The following is a 16,827-nucleotide window of genomic DNA, read 5'->3' as shown; positions in this document are numbered from 1 at the left end:
CGCAGCAGGGCGCACTGCGTTTCACACCAAGTTATTGAGGCGGCCATCCGGCCTGTACGGGCGGGATGGCGAATGGATAAAGCATGGATTTCAGTGTCGTTGCCAACAACTGGTTGTATTTCCTGGTGGGGGCCTATCCCTATGGCCCGCTGGGCGGCTTGTCGTTGACCTTGCTGCTCAGCCTGTTGTCTGGTGTCGTTGCCAGCATTCTTGGTTTGTTGCTGGGGATGGCGCTGGCATTGGGGCGCGGCCCCTTGCATGGCCTGCTGACGCTGGTAATCGGTTTCCTGCGGGCAATTCCCGTGCTGATGCTGATTTTCTGGGTGTATTTCCTGCTGCCCATGCTGTTCGACGTCGATATCCCGAAGCTGGTGACGGTGGTTGCCGCCTTGTCCTTGATCGGCGGCGCCTATCTGGCGCATTCGGTGGCGGCAGGCATACGCAGCCTGCCTGCCGGGCAGTGGGAGGCCTCGCGCTCGTTGGGCTTGAGCCTGTGGGAAACCTTGCGCTTCGTGGTGTTGCCCCAGGCCCTGCCCATCATGGCGCCGTCATTCATTAATCAATGGGTTGCCTTGATCAAGGATACCTCGCTTGCCTATGTCGTGGGTGTGGCCGAGTTGTCGTTTGTGGCCACGCAGGTGAGCAACCGCACGATGATCTACCCGCTGGAAATCTATCTGTTCGTGGCCTTTGTCTATTTCCTGCTGTGTTCGGCGCTGGAGATGGCGGCCAATCGCATGGCGGCCCGTTATGGGGCGCGTCACGCCCGGACAGGCAGCAGTGCGGCCTGAGTACCTGCCTATCCTGAGGGCATCGCTGATGGTTGCATTGGCCGTGAGCCGAGTGCTGGCGGTCTGGCGGCATCGCGCAAGGCAAGAGCGCGCAAGGCAAGAAGGGGTAAGACGGCAATGAAAAAGCCCGGCTTTTCAAGAAAAGCCGGGCTTTTTTCAACCGCACGGGCCCTGCATCAGACAGCGCTATCGGAGAAGTCGCGCTGCCGCAGCATAGGCCTGCTGCGGGCAGGTACTACAGGGAGCCGCGTGTGATCAGACTGCTTTGCCGTGAAGGCTGGCCGAACGGGCCATGCTGTTGCGCATGGCAGCGCGGGCCTGATGCTTGCGCGCTTCGACGATGGTGTTGAAAACAGCCTTGAACGTACGGTTTACGCCGTTGCCGATGGAACGGAACATGGCGCGCATGGCTTCGGCGCGTTGAGCGTCGATTTCATCCAGCATGGCGCGTTGCAGCAGTGCGCGCTCGAGCGAGTCGGTCATGCGGATGTCGGAATACAGTTCGGTGTTGGTTTGCTTGGTCATGGTGGCGGCTCCTTCTTGTTTGTGATGTGTCATACAGTGCGGTCTTGGCTAAGACCAACTTCTATATGACCTAGGGAAAACCCTTGAGATGAATTATAGGGAAAACCCTGAACTGATGCAAGGGTTTTCCCTAGGGCTGCCTGATACCGTGTTGTTATATAGAAGAAAACCGGCGTCATAAACGGCAAAGGGCCGGCAAAGGCTCGCCACGACAGGCTGTGCGGACTGCCCAGGCGGTATGGGGGTATGGGGGAAGCGGAGGAGCGGGCTGAGCCGATGACCCATGACTGGCGCGTCCCGGAGACGCTGCGGGCCAGGGCAGGAGAATGGAGGCTGGGGGAACTGCAGCAAGCGGACCGCCGGCATGGCCGGCGGACAGCAGGAGGAAGGACAGCCTGGAGCGGCACATTGCGTGCCGCTCCGGCGGGGCTATCAGGAGTGGGTGGCGGCAGGGACTGCGCCGGCCGCGCTGCGGCGGCGAGCCAGGCTCATGCGATAGAGGACGAAGATGGCAGCCGAGCCGATTAGCACGGGCAGCGCGAGCCAGTGGAAGAACACTTGCGAGGAACCGGCGGAAGCGATCATCCAGGCCCCCAGCATGGAACCCACGATGGAGCCGAAGCGGCCGCTGGCCATGGCATAGCTGACGCCGGTGACCCGGGCCGTGGTGGGGTAAATCGTGGCGGATACCAGGTTCAGGCCATTCTGCGCGCCGGCAACGCCGAAACCGATCAGGAATACGGCGGCTGCCAGCTGATAAATGTCGCCCATCATGTAGCCGGTCAGGGCAATGATGGCGGCCGCGCCCAGATAGGACAGGGCCAGTACGCGATACGGGCCGACACGATCCATCAGCAGGGCCATCAGGATGGCACCCACCGTGCCGCCCAGCGGCACCATGGCACCGACGCGCGAGGCATGGGCGATGTCGTAGCCGGCATCCTTGAGGATGGTCGGCAACCAGCTGGTCAACAGATAGAACACGAACAGCGAGCAGAAGAACGCGACCCAAAGCAGTAGGGTCTGGAGCGTGCGGCCTTCGGCGAACAGGTTGCTGACCGGCGAACGGCTTTGCGCGGGGCGTTCATCGTCCAGGATGGTGACGCCTTGCCAGGATTTGCCGGTAATGCGTTGCACGACTTTGTGCAGGGCGTCGGCATGCTTGGGGCTGGAGGCCATGAAGCGCACGGATTCGGGCATCAGCCAGGCGAGCAGCGGCAGCATCAGCAGCGGTACAACACCACCGAAGATCAGTACGCCGCGCCAGCCGTAAGCGGGGATGATCTGTCCGGCCAGCAAGCCGCCCAGCGCCAGGCCGGCGGTAAAGCCGCTCCAGCTCAGCGTCACCATGATCATGCGGCGGCGTGCCGGCGAGTATTCAGAACTCAGCGTAATGCAGGTCGGCATGGCGCCGCCCAGGCCGATACCGGTCAGAAAGCGCAGGATGGTCAGCGATTCGATGGAGTGGGCGTAGGCTGTGGCCAGGGTGCCCAGGCCGAAGATCAGCACGGAAACCAGCAGAACGCGCTTGCGTCCGATGGCATCGGCCACCGGGCCGAAAATCAGGCTGCCTACCATCAGGCCGATCAGGCCGGCGCCGAAGGCTGGCGACAATTGTGCGGCCTGCAGGCCCCATTCTTCACGCAGCGAAGGCGCGATATAGCCGATAACTGCCGTGTCGAAGCCGTCCACCAGGACGATCAGGAAACACAGGGACAGGATGATGATCTGGTAGGGCGAAATTCTCGCGTTGTCGATGATATCGCCAATTCTGGCGGTGTTCTGGCTCATGATGTCTCCTCGTTGCTCGGTTCTTTTTTACCGCCTGTTCGCAATTGCGCAGGGGCTTTTTTTGGGTTTTCAGATATTGCTTGGGTACGGCATGCTGCTGGGAACGACACGGAGGGGCCTGGGGCCTTTCCGGGAAAACATGCCAGCCCGGCCATTGCTGAACAGCAGCGGCCGGGCCGGGCAAACGACGTCACCGGGTTCCAGGCCGGGACGTGCATCTGCCCGGCGCGGCACCGTCCGAAGCCGGACGCGCGGGGCGGATGGTATGGGTTTTTGTTCTATCTGGGGGAATGATCCTGACAGGGTGGGTTTAGGGTTGCCGCCGTTCAGTCACCGGACTGGCGACGTTCGGCCAGCGTGACACCGCCGGATGCCCACTGGGTTTCCGGTACTTCCTGCAGCAGCACGCGGACGCTGGCGATGGGCGCATCCAGGCTGCGGGCAATCGCTTCCGTGACGTTGCTCAGCAAGGCGCGTTTGGCTGCCTCACTGCGGCCGGCCGAGATATGGATCATGGCAATGGGCATGGCTGTGCTCCGTTCAGGCCTGCTTGCCGGACACGAAGCGCATGGAAACGCTGCCGAGGTGCTGGTAGCGCACCGTGACGCAGTCGCCTGCGGCAACGGCGATGGCTTCGGTGATGCCGCCGGTCATGATGAAGGTGCCGGCCGGAATTTCACGGCCTTGCGCGCCCAGCATGTTGGCCAGCATCGCGACGCTTTGCGCCGGGTGGCCCAGCACGGCGGCGCCAGCGCCGGTGGCAACCACTTCGCCATTCTTTTCCAGCACCACGCCCAGGCACTTCAGGTCCAGGCCTTCGATGCCGGCCATCTGGCCGCCGGTCACAAAGCGTGCTGAAGAGGTGTTGTCCGCAATGACGCTTTTCAGGTCGAAGTTGAAGTTCTTGTAGCGCGAGTCGATCACTTCCACGGCGGGCAGCACGAAGTCGGTCGCGGCCAGCACGTCGCCGATATGACAGCCGGGCCCCTTGAGCGGATGCTTCAGGACAAAGGCGATTTCTGCTTCGACCTTGGGATGGATCAGGGTATCGACATCAATGGCCGAGCCTTCCAGGCAGGAGCCATAGTCGGTCAGGAAACCATGGATGGGTTCGGTCACACCCATTTGCCGCATTTTGGCAAACGACGTCAAACCCATTTTCAGGCCGGCGATACGCACGCCGCGCGCTTCCTTGCGCTGGCGGATAGCGTTCTGGATGGCGTAGGCGTCGTCCCAGTCCATGTCCGGATGGGCTTCGGTGATCTTCGCGACTTCGGTGCGCGTCAGTTCGGCCTGTTCCAGGTGTTCAGCCAGTTGGGCAATGGTGTCAGCGGATAACTTCATGATGCATTCCTTCAAGCAAAGCGGACGGAGGCCGAGCCTATGCCGCCCAGACTGATGCGCAGGTGGTCGCCGGCCTGCACCGGTACCATGGCAGCCAGCGAACCGGACAGGATGACTTCGCCCGGTTCCAGCGCGATGCCCAGTTGGCCCAGTGTGTTGGCGAGCCAGGCCACGGCATTGGCCGGGTGGCCCAGCGCGGCGGCGCCGGCGCCGGTGGCGACGACCTCACCGTTTTTTTCCAGCGTCATGCCGACGCAGGCCAGATCCGCATCGCGCGGGTCTGCGCCGCGGTCGCCCAGCACGAAGACGCCGGCGGAGGCATTGTCGGCCACGGTGTCCTGGATCTTGATCTTCCAGTCGCGGATGCGCGAATCGACGATTTCAAAGCAGGGCATGACATAGGCCGTGGCGCGCAGCACATCGGCCACGGTAATGCCGGGGCCGCGCAGCCCGTGCTTGAGCACGAAGGCGATTTCGCCTTCGGCCTTGGGCGCGATCAGGTCGCTGGCGGCAATGCTGGCGCCATCGGCGTACAGCATGTCCGACAGCAGCATGCCGAAATCCGGTTGATCGACTTTCAGCATGTCCATGACCACTTTGCTGGTCACGCCGATCTTCTTGCCGACGATACGGGCGCCGGCCGCCAAGCGCGGCGCCAGCATGGCTTGCTGGACTTCATAGGCCTGCGCCAGCGTCATGTCCGGGTGCGATTCGGTCAGCGGGGCGACGGGCTGGCGGCGGGCCAGGGCCTCATGCAGTTCCTGGCCCAGGGCCTGAATGTGTTGGGTAGTCAGCATGCCGGGCTCACAGGCGCACACAGACGTTGCGCAGTTCGGTGTAGAACTCCAGCGAATGCACGCCGCCTTCACGGCCGATGCCGGATTGCTTGGCGCCGCCGAAGGCAGTACGCAGGTCGCGCAGGAACCAGGAATTGATCCAGCACACGCCGACTTCCAGCGCGCTGCCCATGCGGTGCGCAACCTGCAGGTCCGTGGTCCAGACGCTGGCGGCCAGGCCATACGGCGTGTCGTTGGCCAGCGCAACCACTTCTTCCTCGGTGTCGAAGGGGGCGATATGGCAGCAAGGCCCGAAGATTTCTTCGCGCACCACGGCCGAGGATTCGGCCAGGCCGGTCCAGATGGTGGGTTCGAACCAGGCGCCTTCGGCCAGGTGCGCAGGCATGTCGGGAATCTTGCCGCCGTGGACGACGGTGGCGCCGTCGGCAACGGCCTGGCGGCAGTAGGACAGGATCTTTTCGCGGTGTCCCAGCGAAATGACCGGGCCCATCTGGGTATCGTGGTGCTGCGGGTCGCCAATGCGGATGCTGGCGGCGTAGGCCTTGAATTCAGCGACGAAGCGATCGAACAGCGGGCGCTGCACGTAGATGCGCTCGGTGCCCAGGCAGACCTGGCCGCTGTTTTCGAACACGGCGCGGCCCAGGCCCTTGATGGTCTTTTCCAGGTCGGCGTCGGCAAATACGATACCGGCATTCTTGCCGCCCAATTCGAGCGACACCGGACGAATGCCCTTGGCCGCAGCCTTGGTAATGATTTCGCCGGTGCGGGTCTCTCCGGTGAAGGTCACGCCATCGACGTCCGGGTGCGCCGTCAGGAAGGCGCCGGCGGAATCGCCGCCGAAACCATGCACCACGTTATAGACGCCCGGCGGGACACCGGCTTCGTTCATGACTTCGCCCAGCAGCGTGGCGGTGGCCGGTGTTTCTTCCGAGGGTTTCACGACCACGGTATTGCCGCAGGCCAGCGCCGGGCCGACCTTCCAGGTCATCAGCAACAGCGGCAGGTTCCACGGACAGACCACGGCGATCACACCGCGCGGCGCGCGCACGGCATAGTTCACGGCCTTGCCGCCGTCAGGCGTATCCATCATGAAGCTTTCGGTCGGCACGTTCTTCATCAGGTCGGCGAAGACCTTGAAGTTCGCTGCGCCGCGCGGGATATCCAGGTGGCCGGCCAGGTGCACCGGCTTGCCGGTATCGGCCACTTCGGCGGCCAGGAATTCGTCCTGGCGACGCAGGATGCCATCGGCCACCTTGTGCAGCAGCTCCATGCGCTGCGCGACCGTCATTTTGCCCCAGGGGCCGCGCAGCGCGGCACGGGCAGCGCGCACGGCGGCATCGACTTCCTGTTCGCCGGCTTCGTGCACCATGCCAACCAGGCTGTTGTCGGCAGGGTTGCGGTTCTCGAAGGTGCGGGGGCTGGAAACCCATTCGCCGTTGATGAAGTGACGGAATTCTTTGGCAGACATATGTATTCCTTTGTGTTGCTTATCTATGGATTCAGGCCATTGCCGGGGCGGGTGGGCAACCCGGGCCGGCAGGGCGTGTGGCGGCGCGTCAGGCCGCTTCGGGGTCGCCCACGGTGAGGTAGTCCCACATGCGTTCGTAGATCCGGCCATTGCGGGTGGCGCGCTGGGCGCAGGTCTGGGCATCCAGTGCGGGACGGCCTTGCTCCAGGCCGGCGCTGCGCAGCGTCAGTTCGATGCGGGCAGCATCTTCCAGGTACCAGGTCAGCGTCAGGGCCTCGACCAGCGAATCCCCGGCGACGATGGCGCCATTGCCGCGCATGGCAAGCGCCTTGCCCTGGCCGAAGAGTTCGCCCAGCGCACTGGCCTGTTCATCGGTGCGCAGTAGTTGTACATCGTCCCAGAGCGGGATGCCGGGCTGGAAATACGTGCCCATGCCATGACGCGGTTGCGGCGTCAGGCCGGCACAGGACAGGGCCATGAGCTGCGGCGGCATGCTGCGGATCACGGCGCCGATATCGGCGCGGCGCTGGTAGATCTGCTGGTGGATGCGGACTTCACCGAGCACCCCTTCGGGCAGTTCGCCGCGCACGGGCACCACGGTGCCGGCATCGTCCGGCAGGATCAGGCCCATGGGCTTGGCGGCGCAGACCAGAAAATGATCGGCATCCAGGCGCAGGCTGCAATGGCCGTAGGCATGGGCCAGGCCGGCACGCGACAGGGCGCGCGCCGCCATGCGGACTTCGCGCTGTTGGAGCGCGCTCGCGGCAGGCTGGGCGCTCATGACCGGAACTCCGGGATGTCGGGTTTGGCGCCCCACATGCAGAAGGATTCCGGAATGCCGGGGAATTGGCGCGGCTGGTGCGTGGCTTCCTGTTCCGGGCTGATGTGGCTGACCCCGGTGGAATACTCGTAGGTCATGCCGTCCGGGCCTTCGAAGTACAGGAACACTGCGCCCGAAGTCGGGTGGCGGCCCGGCCCGAAGAGAATCTTGACGCCGCGCGACAGCAGGAAATAGTAGGCGCGCATCACGTCGTCGATGCTTTCGACCTGGTGATTGATATGCTGCACGCCCGCGTGCTTGGAGGGGAACAGGGCGATCTTGTGGTGCACTTCGTCGATGCGCAGCAAAGGCGCTTCGCCGATGCGGTCGCTGACGCGGGCGCTGGCCAGGCCGGTCCAGAATTGCTCGTCGCGGCGGGCGTCCAGCGTGCGCAGGCCGATATGGCTGAAGCCGGTGATGCCTGCGTCGCGGCTGGCGAAATAACGGCGGCCGCTGGCCTGCGGGCGCAGCACCAGTTCGATATTGTTGCCGCTGGGATCCTGGAAGCGGATCAGGTCATCGACGTAGCGGACTTCCGCATCTGCACGGGAGCCATGCACGACGTGGAACTTGTTCTGTTCCAGCAGCACGGCGGCGCTTTCCAGTTCGCCGGGCGAAGTGACTTCGAAAGCCGTGGTGGTTTCGTTGGGGTCGCCTTCGTAGTAGCACAGCGTATGGTCGCGGTCGTCTGACCGGAAGTAAATCGCGCCATTGGCCTCCCGGGCAACTTGCAGACCGAGGATTTCGGTTGCATAGCGGCGTGCGTCTCCGAGATTTTTTGTGCCAAGGCGGACATAACGAATGTCGTGCAGATTGATCATTTGTCTGCTCCTTGATTGCTTTTTTAGTGGACTCATTCTGGCAGTTGCCTTCTAATCAGAAAAGCCACTTCTGTTTATTCGCACTATTTGATTTGCTTATGGTTCCCCGCACCGATCTCAATTTGCTCCGCGTCCTGCTTGCCATCTACGAGACAGGTAATGTCACGGCTGCCGCCAAGCAACTGGGCATCAGCCAGCCGGCAGCCAGCGCGGCCTTGTCACGCCTGCGTCATTCGCTGGGCGACCCCCTGTTCATCCGCTCCGGCGCGCGCATGGAGGCCACGCCCAGGGCGCTGGGCGTCATTGAGCGCACACGCGAAGTGCTGGAGATCATTGACCGCGACATTTTGCGGGGGCCGCAGTTCGACCCGGCACAGACCGAACATGAGTTTGTTCTGTGCCTGAGCGAAGTGGGCGAGATCGTCTTTTTGCCGGCCTTGTTCGAGCAGCTGCGGCGGGTGGCGCCCAAGGCCAGGCTGCGCACCATCAGCCTGGACGCCGATGCGCTGACCGAACACCTGCACGATGGCAAGGTGGATGCCGTGCTGGGCTATTTCCCTGATCTGAATGACCCGCATATCTACCAGCAGCGCTTGTTTTCGCACGATCTGACCTGTATGTTGCGCGAAGGCCATCCTTATGCGGGAGAGCGCCTATCCATGGAAGACTTCTGCGCTGCCGATCATTTGCAGGTGCGCGATGGCACGCGACGCCAGGAAATGTTCGATGCCTATCTGGCAAGTACCGGCGTGAAGCTCAACGTCGTGCTGAAGACGGCACACTACATGAGCGTACCGTCGCTGATCGAGCAGTCTGACCTGCTGGTGGTATTGCCGCGTACCGTGGCGGATCTGTACGCGCACAGCGTCAATGTGCAGACCATCGAGCCGCCGATAGACATTGCGCGCTACGACTTGAAGCAATACTGGCATGCCCGCTTCCAGCAGGACCCCAGGAATGTCTGGTTCCGGCGCCTGATCACGGACGTGTTTGCGGAATGATGCGCGCCCCGAGGGGCGCGCGGTGCGGCAGGGCGGTGCGTGGTCGGCAGGCCGCCCGTGCCGGTTTTACTCTTCGTAGCCGATAGGCGGCACGCAAGCGCCGATATTTTCCTCGAAACGTCCTGCCGGCCTGCCCAGGCCCGAAGCCTCGTCAGGGTGATAGAGGTTGGCCACTTCAAACGACCAGCTGAACAGGTAAAGGTCGCATTGCTGCCCGTCGATCCAATCCTGCGGGCGTTGCTGCGGGCGTGCCGGCAGCACGGGCTGCCTGAGACCGAAGATGACCGATTCCCCAGCCTTCAGCAAAGGCGGCAGGCCGATGAAACTGGGCTGATGGCTGGCCGCACCGGCGAAGTCCTCCGCATAGTCACCGATATGGTTGTTATCGGGGTTTGCCTGGAAGCGGCTCGTGACCGCCCGGATGTTGTTGAAGCTGTAGTCCTGGCCAATGGCAGTCAGCCTGAAGTAGCGGAAGGTGTAGCCGTCCTTGATGGCCTCGTAGTCTTTCAGAATGCCCGCGCTGGGTTCGTAATAGCCTGTGCCGGGTGCTCCGCCTTCGAGATCCAGCCGGGCCGTGATGTTGAAGTTTTCTTTGCTGGCCTCGCCCTTGAGCGTACGGAAACCGTCCGCACCATATGCCGCTTCGAGCAGCAGCATCCTGGCTGTGTCGGGCATGTTTGTCACGGTCACGGTCTGGCTTTCCGTGGCCGTGGTGCTGCTGCCATCGGACATTTGCAGGCTGAAGGTATAGTCCCCGGGAACCGACAGGCCGCATAGCGAAAGCGATACCCGCCCCTGCGGGTCGGTCTGGCCGGTATAGGAGAGCGGAAAGCGGCTGCCTGACGGCTGTTGCAGCGAGATATCGTAGTACAGCACATCGCCGTCGGGATCGTAGCCGTTGGCGTTCACCACCAGGGCATTCACATAGCCGATCGGGCGCAAATCCTGATGCGCGTCTTCGCAGTTGGCAGGCACGACACTGCGGTCCATGACGTAGGAATAGCTGTTCAGGTTCGTGTCGTAAGTGGCATTGGTGCTCAGGCTGGTGCTGGGCTCGTGATTGGTATTTTTGGCGACGATGGTCGCGGTGCGCGGCGGCTCACCCCATTCGGAGCGCTTGCTGGGCGTACCGGTGTTGTCGCGAACGATCAGCTCAGCCGTATAGACCCCGGCAACATCGGCAATGAAGCGGGTCCGTTCGGCGCCCGGCTGCAGGAATGTTGCCTGGCTGCCGGCCGGTTTGTCGCGCCAGAGCCATTCGTAAGTCATGCCGACGGTACCGCTGTCGGCATCTGTGCTGCCGTCTGCCGTGAACCAGGCTTCCTGGTTGACCATGACTTTGTCCACGTTGGCACTGATCTGGGCGACGGGGCGGCGGTTGGCGCCTGTGCGGACATGAATGGTCTGCGAGACGCGCTGGCTGGTTTTCTTGCCATCACTGACCGTCAGGTACACGGTGTAGTAGCCCTCGACCGGGGCGCCGGTGCTGGTGCCGGTGGTGGTGGGATAGAACAGCAGTTGCGGCGATCCGTTATAGAGGGACAGGTCGCGTTTGGTGTGCTTGGCAGGCGTATCGCCCCATTCCCATTGCGTCAGCAAGGTATCGCCATCGAGGTCGTAGGACTTGCTCCAGACAAAGACGGAGGCTGCGCGGCTGCCGTCGCCGCTGCGGAACAGTTCGGCCTCGTTGAGCGGGTAGTAATCATCAATGACAGCGACAGGGGCACGGTTCGGCGTGCCGGCCTTTTTGCTCAGGGTAATCGGGACTTCCTGTACCGGGCTGCGGGTCGTGCCATCGGTCACATACATGTCCAGCCAGTATGTCCCGGGAATATCAGCCTGGAAGCTGGGCTTGGCGCTGTTTGACTGTTCCAGTGTCGGATTGGCGAATTCCAGCAGCATGCCGTTGCGGTAGGGGGCGGAAATCAGCCAGCGGTATTGCAGCGGGTCGCCGTCCGCATCATAGCTTTGTGATCCATCCAGCTGAACGGGCTCGCCCGCGATGCCCTGATAGCCGTTTTCTCCCCCGCCTGACAGCGCGACGGGAGGCGTGTTGGCAAGCGTGGCGCGTATGGTGACGGTGAAGATTTCGCTGGTTTTCAGTGCGTAGCCGACCGTGAGCCGCGCCTGGTATTGGCCTTCCTGATCGGCAATGAAACTGGGCTTGGACGTGTTGCCGTCTATCAGCGGGACCGGGCTGCCATCAGGGGCCACGACCGTCCAGTGATAGGTCAGGGCGCTGGCGTCGCCGCCAGCGGGCGGCAAGCTATAACTGCCATCCAGGCGCACACGGCTGCCGGCCAGTGCATTGAGTTGCGTGTGCGGGCCGTTGGCGATGGGCATGGTACTGCCCGCAGTGATAACGACGCGGCTGTGGCTGCTGCTGTTACGCCCGTTGCTGACGACCAGATCGGCCTCGTAGCGTCCTGCGACATCCGCTATGAAACTCGGACGGACTGTCGTTGCGGATGCGAGCGTTGCCTGGCTGCCGGCTGGCTTGTCCAGCAGTACCCATTGATATTGCAGATTGCCGGAGTAGGTCACGCTGAGGCTGCCATCCAGGGTGACTTTGCTGCCGACGGCGACAGACTGGCTGCTGCCGGCGTTGGCAATGGGAACATCGGCGGAATCGGTGATCTGATAGTCGTCGATGTCATCGGTGCCGCCGCCGCAGGCGGAGAGGGTCAGGGCGGTGCCCAGGCCGATCAGCAGATGGCGCAGGGTGGGTCTCAGGACGGGTTTCATGGGGTAGCCTCAAGTTCAGAATTGCAAGGTGGCGCTCAGGCGGGCGGTGCGTCCTGGTGCTGGCATCATGCCCAGGCTGAGCGCATCCAGGTAGTAGCGGTCAGTGAAGTTGTCCAGGTTGAAATCGACGCTCAGGTTGTCGTTCACGCGATAGCCGGCGAAGAAGTCAAAGATCCTGTAGGCGTGCCATGCAACGGGTTTGAGCATGCCGTTGCGGGTATCGTCGAAGGCTGGCGGCATGTTGCGCGTGCCCATGAAGGTGCCGCGTACGCCCAGGGTCAGGCGCCGGTCAAACAGGCGCAGCCCCAGCTTGCCGGCGGCATGCCAGTTCGGCGGGATCATGTTCGTGACGTAGCTGCTGGCCAGGCCGTAGTCCGTGCAATCGAAGCGGCGATAGCTGCCGTGATGGCAGATTTCGATCTTGGTATATTTCGTGCCCGCCGCTTCCAGGAAAACGGCACCCATGTCGTATTCCAGTGAGAGTTCACCGCCGTGGAAGCTGGCGCTGTCTATGTTGCGCAGCCGGAAAATCTCGGTCAGGTTGCTGGCGGAAACCTCCCAGTTGTTGGGTGCCGTGCGTGTCAGGTAATCCTTGGTTTGATTACGGAAATAGGCGGCTTTGAAACGCAGGCGATCGCCGGTGGCCAAGAGATCGTTTTGGAGCAGGTTCAGGCCGATTTCGCGGTTGCGCGCATGTTCCGGCTTGAGTTCGGCGCCCAGCGTAGGTGATACGGAGACGCCCTGGGTGTTCTCGAACAGGCTGGGCATGCGCATGGCCTCGGCGTAGCGGATATACAGTTGCAAGCCGTCGCGCGGTTCCCAGGTCAGGCTGGCCAGCGGTGTTGTGCCGTGGTCTTTCTGGTGGTGGAAGAGATAGGCGCAGCGGCCGAGGGCATCTTTTGCCGTGCAGTCGGGGCTGTCTTCGGCCGGGCGGGTGCCTTTGTGGTCCTGCGCCTTGTAGCGAGTGTGGCGGATGCCGGCATCCAGTGTCAGCGTCGGCAGCAGTTCCCATTTCAGCGCGGCAAACAGGTTGTACTCCTGGCGTTCGCCATCCCGGATATTGACGTTGGTAGGCAGGCCGAAGGCGCCGATGGTCATCGCTTTGCTGGGGTCGCCATCCGGCCCGATGTCTTCGCGTTGCAAGGCCATGCCGTAGCGGATTTCAGGGCTGCCCCAGGCCTCGAACCGGGAGGTATTGCTGAGATCCAGGCCGGTTCTCCGGTAGTGCTCATACACATTGGTGGCATCTTCCTGGATATGGCCATTCTCATCCTCGGCAATGGCGTACAGGATGTTCATGCTTTTGGTGTCGGTATGCCAGAGGTTGGCCCGCAGGTCTATCCACGCCTGTGCGGCAGGCGTCCAGCGGTAGCGGGCCGTGTAGGTATTGGCGGTGACTTCGCTATTGCCGGTCTGGGTGACATTGCCGAACCACAATTGCGAGGACATCAGTTCGCCGTACTCGCTCTGGTAGCGCAGCCAGCTCAGGTCGAGCTGTTGGTCGGCCGGCAGGAATAGGCGGCTTTTCAGCAGCGAGGAATGGCTTTCGTAGTTGGTGTTGGCGACACGTTCACCGCCCCTGAAGCGGCTGGCGCCCAATAGTTCCGGATAAACCAGGGTGTAGAACGGCGGGCTCTCGTCCCGGTCGGACAGATCGACGGAGGGGGTAGGGCCGTGGCGGCCGGCATGATAATTGCCTTGTTGCCGGCGGGAGACGGCTGCAATGAACTCTATGGACTCGAACCGTTTGGCCAGGGCCAGGCTGCCCGCCCAGCTTTTGGGCTGGTACCAATCGGGGCGCTGCATGCCATAGCGTGGGGCGAAACTGCGGGGCAGGGCATAGGGTTGGCCGGTTTGCGGGTTGGTTTGCCAGCAGATATCCGGGCGGGTGCAATCGACGCGGTAGGTCGTGAGGGACCGGCCATTCAGGTACGGCAGGCTGTAACCCGAGGGGGTACCGACGGCCGGTACCGAGCCGCTGTTGTTGCCGATCAGCTGGCCTCGGATCCGGATGCCAAAGCTATCGTCGGGATCCTGGATGACATCGTTGGCTTCGATGGTGCGCATGCTGACCAGGCCGCCCGTGGCGCCTTCGCCGCCTGCTGACATCGTCGGGCCTTTTTCGATGGTGATGCCGCCGATCAGGTCCGGATCGACATAGCTGCGCGAGGCGGCGCCCTGGTAGCCTCGATACACCGTGGTTTCCTGGCGTGCGCCATCCACCAGCACCGGGACGCGGCCTTGGCCTTGCATGCCGCGAATGTTGATGTCCAGCCCGCCGGAGTTGCGGTTCTCGCCCACCAACACCCCGGGAATGCCTTGAAAAATGTCGCCGACGGAGGTGCCCCGGAAGCGCTCGATATCTTCCTGGGTCAGCACGTTCATGGATTGTGGCGCCCGGTAGGCGGCATCCTTGGGATCGTCTGCCTGGCCGACGACATCGACGGCTTCGAGTTCGGTAATGTCCCGGATGCCGCTGCGTCCTGGCAGCGGGCTCAGCGTATAAATGCCGCCTGCGCCCCTGGTGGCATGCAGTGCGTGCGGCGCCAGGATCAGATTCAGGGCCTGGCTGGTGGGATAGCTGCCGCGCAGGCCGTTGCTGTGCTGTGCCTGGATGAGCGTGCCATCCATCGAAACCAGGGCGCCGGATTGGGCGATGAAGGCCTCCAGAACGCGGGTGAGCTGGCCTGCCGGAATATCGTAGTCGCGCAGGTCTGTCGCGAGTGGCGGGGCGGCGGTCTGTGCCTGCAGGCGGGAGGCCGGCCAGAGGATGGCCAGGCAAGTCACCAGGACGCCGGACGCCAGGCGCCGGGTAGCGGCGAGGCTGCGCTTGCGTTGCGTAATGGGACGGTGGTGGGGCGGCATGGAATGTGTCTCCGGGGATTCGTCAGCGTCTGTGACGCCGCTGATATCTGGGAGTACCCATTCAGGAATAGAATTGAGAAAGTTTTTTATTTGTGACTTTGAAACAAAATGAAACCGATCTGGAGCGGCATTGCGCCAGTGCCGCTCTGCGCAGGCGGGCAGGGGTTGGGGGTCAGCGTCGCGCTTGAATCAGAATGCGTCCCGGCCAGCGCTTTTCCACTTGTACTGGCAGGGTGCGCGCGATGGCGCTCAGGCTGGCGTCGATGTCATCCAGCGGATAGCTGCCGAACAGGATCAGGTCGGCGACTTCCGGTGCACAGGTAATCCAGCCATGACGGTAGCGCGCCAGCTCCTGGATAAATTCTCCCAGGGGAATATGTTCGGCCAGCAGTACGTTGTCGATCCAGGTTTGCATGGCCCGGCTGGCCGGACGCAGGGCGCTGCAGCTTGCGGCGCTCATGCGGGTTGCCATGCCTGCTGGCACGACCAGCACATCGTCCGGCCCGGCGCGTCTGGGGTGGCTGGCAACACTGCCTTCGAAGACGGCCAGATCCGTGCTGCCGCCAGCCAGGCGCACCGCAAAACGGGTGCCCGAGGGGATGAGGCGGCCTTCTGGCGTCACGACTTCGAAACGGCGCGCCAGCGGCGCTGGGTCGGGCGCTGTCTGAATGAATAGGCGGCCGCGCACCAGTTCCACCGTACGCAATGATTCGGTGAAATCGACATTGGCGGCGCTGTCGGTATCCAGCCAGAGCAGCGAGCCGTCTTGCAGCAGGATGCGCTGGCCTGGGCCGACACCCGCATAATAGGTGGCCGCCCAGGCGCGTACCGGCAGCAGGCTGATGGTCGCCGCGCTGCCTGCGCCCAGTGCCAATACGCTGGCCACGGTTTTGCCCATGACACGGCGGCGGGCGCGGGACTGGATCAGGATCTTGCTGGCAGCAGGTTCCTGCAGGCTGGACATGGTGTTGCTGACACGTTCCATCCAGGCCCAGGCGCGAGCATTGGCATCTTCGCGCTCCAGCCACAGGCGCCATTGCCGTTGTTGTTCCGGGCCGGCATCTCCTGCCTGGAATTGCGCGAACCAGTCGGCGGCTTCTCGCAGCGCCCGTTGATCTGCTTTTTGCAGCGGCCCGTTCAGCTTTGAACCGGGTTCAGGAAGTGCCATGGCGGTTCAATCTTGCTGGCTCATCAGATACTGGCTGCAGGCCAGCATGGCGCGTACCTGATAGTTATGGACGCTGCGGCGCGTGACACCCAATTCCTGTGCGATGGCGTCGTGGCTCATGCCATCGAGCTGCGCCATCAGGAAAGCGCGCCTGCATTTATCGGGCAGGCCATCCAGCATGGCGTCGATTTCGCAGAGGATGTCCAGCAGGATGGCGCGGGTTTCCGGCGACGGCGAGCCGGGCGCCTCCATGTTGGCCAGCACCGCCAGGTATTCGCGTTCCAGGGCGTCGCGCCGCCATTTGTTGATGACCAGCCCGTTGGCAATCAGGGCCAGTTGTCGCCGGGGCGAAAAGCCAGCGTTGTCGCGCAGGAGAAAGGAAGCAGGGCGGCGCAAGACTCGCAGGAACGTTTCCTGCAGCAGGTCGGATGCGTCGTCAGCGTTGCCCAGTTTGCGGCGCAGCCAGTTATGCAGCCAGCTTTGGTGTTCACGGTACAGGCCATCGACCGGGGGCTGAGAGGGGGGGTTGAGCATCTGGTTCTCGATGCGCCATCTGGTGAGCGGGTCAACAGGGCAGGCCAGGATTTGAATATGATTGAGAATCAGTGGCGATAATATCATGATGTTACGTCCTGACATACATCGCTGGAATCGGCAAAAAAAAATGCCAGACACGTGCGTGTCTGGCGAA

General features: G+C 62.9%; 14 protein-coding genes. 2 read left to right on the top strand and 12 right to left on the bottom strand.

The window, feature by feature from the left end; all coding sequences use genetic code 11:
• Positions 1–83: 83 nt before the first annotated feature.
• Positions 84–791, top strand: a complete 708-nt coding sequence (locus tag ACNA1V_RS03105) for an amino acid ABC transporter permease (RefSeq protein ID WP_415832125.1) — start codon at positions 84–86, stop codon at positions 789–791.
• 255 nt (positions 792–1,046) lie between these two features.
• Here the strand turns inward: ACNA1V_RS03105 and ACNA1V_RS03100 are convergent, their stop codons facing one another.
• From ACNA1V_RS03100 to ACNA1V_RS03065, 8 genes are all read right to left on the bottom strand, one after another.
• Positions 1,047–1,316, bottom strand: a complete 270-nt coding sequence (locus ACNA1V_RS03100; RefSeq protein WP_415832124.1) for a hypothetical protein — start codon at positions 1,314–1,316, stop codon at positions 1,047–1,049.
• 432 nt (positions 1,317–1,748) lie between these two features.
• On the bottom strand, positions 1,749–3,107 hold the full coding sequence (locus tag ACNA1V_RS03095; RefSeq protein ID WP_415832123.1) for an MFS transporter: 1,359 nt from the start codon (positions 3,105–3,107) through the stop codon (positions 1,749–1,751).
• 326 nt (positions 3,108–3,433) lie between these two features.
• Positions 3,434–3,730: a tautomerase family protein gene (locus ACNA1V_RS03090; RefSeq protein WP_415832122.1), complete on the bottom strand. Its 297-nt coding sequence runs from the start codon at positions 3,728–3,730 to the stop codon at positions 3,434–3,436.
• Positions 3,648–4,451, bottom strand: a complete 804-nt coding sequence (gene dmpH / locus ACNA1V_RS03085) for a 2-oxo-3-hexenedioate decarboxylase (protein ID WP_415832121.1) — start codon at positions 4,449–4,451, stop codon at positions 3,648–3,650. Before dmpH ends, ACNA1V_RS03090 begins: the two co-directional genes overlap by 83 nt.
• Before the next feature lie 11 nt (positions 4,452–4,462).
• Positions 4,463–5,248, bottom strand: a complete 786-nt coding sequence (dmpE, locus tag ACNA1V_RS03080; RefSeq protein WP_415832120.1) for a 2-oxopent-4-enoate hydratase — start codon at positions 5,246–5,248, stop codon at positions 4,463–4,465.
• A gap of 7 nt (positions 5,249–5,255) precedes the next feature.
• A complete protein-coding gene (locus ACNA1V_RS03075) occupies positions 5,256–6,716 on the bottom strand; it encodes a 2-hydroxymuconic semialdehyde dehydrogenase (RefSeq protein ID WP_257741168.1) in 1,461 nt (486 codons plus the stop codon).
• Between the two features lie 88 nt (positions 6,717–6,804).
• Entirely contained in the window at positions 6,805–7,497 is a 693-nt protein-coding gene (locus ACNA1V_RS03070) for a class II aldolase/adducin family protein (RefSeq protein WP_415832119.1), read from the bottom strand.
• On the bottom strand, positions 7,494–8,357 hold the full coding sequence (locus ACNA1V_RS03065; RefSeq protein ID WP_415832118.1) for a VOC family protein: 864 nt from the start codon (positions 8,355–8,357) through the stop codon (positions 7,494–7,496). The genes ACNA1V_RS03070 and ACNA1V_RS03065 overlap by 4 nt, the downstream gene beginning before the upstream one ends.
• A 98-nt stretch (positions 8,358–8,455) precedes the next feature.
• On the opposite strand from ACNA1V_RS03065, the gene ACNA1V_RS03060 reads away from it, so the two are divergent.
• A complete protein-coding gene (locus tag ACNA1V_RS03060; RefSeq protein WP_415832117.1) occupies positions 8,456–9,358 on the top strand; it encodes a LysR family transcriptional regulator in 903 nt (300 codons plus the stop codon).
• 66 nt (positions 9,359–9,424) lie between these two features.
• Here the strand turns inward: ACNA1V_RS03060 and ACNA1V_RS03055 are convergent, their stop codons facing one another.
• The 4 genes from ACNA1V_RS03055 to ACNA1V_RS03040 all read right to left on the bottom strand — a co-directional run bounded on the left by ACNA1V_RS03055 (position 9,425) and on the right by ACNA1V_RS03040 (position 16,757).
• Positions 9,425–12,103 (bottom strand): PKD domain-containing protein, encoded by a 2,679-nt coding sequence (locus ACNA1V_RS03055; protein WP_415832116.1) that lies wholly within the window; start codon positions 12,101–12,103, stop codon positions 9,425–9,427.
• Between the two features lie 15 nt (positions 12,104–12,118).
• Positions 12,119–14,968 carry a TonB-dependent receptor gene (locus tag ACNA1V_RS03050; RefSeq protein WP_415832115.1) on the bottom strand — a complete coding sequence of 950 codons (2,850 nt, stop codon included), beginning with the start codon at positions 14,966–14,968 and terminating at the stop codon, positions 12,119–12,121.
• Between the two features lie 172 nt (positions 14,969–15,140).
• On the bottom strand, positions 15,141–16,136 hold the full coding sequence (locus tag ACNA1V_RS03045; protein WP_415832114.1) for a FecR domain-containing protein: 996 nt from the start codon (positions 16,134–16,136) through the stop codon (positions 15,141–15,143).
• Positions 16,137–16,142: 6 nt separating this feature from the next.
• Positions 16,143–16,757, bottom strand: a complete 615-nt coding sequence (locus tag ACNA1V_RS03040; protein WP_415832113.1) for a sigma-70 family RNA polymerase sigma factor — start codon at positions 16,755–16,757, stop codon at positions 16,143–16,145.
• Positions 16,758–16,827: the final 70 nt, after the last annotated feature.

Origin of the sequence: Kerstersia similis (assembly GCF_965139615.1) — a bacterium.
Classification (GTDB): Bacteria; Pseudomonadota; Gammaproteobacteria; order Burkholderiales; family Burkholderiaceae_B; genus Kerstersia; species Kerstersia similis.
Note: the sequence above shows the minus strand (reverse complement) of the source record. Positions and strands in the feature narration are given on the sequence as shown.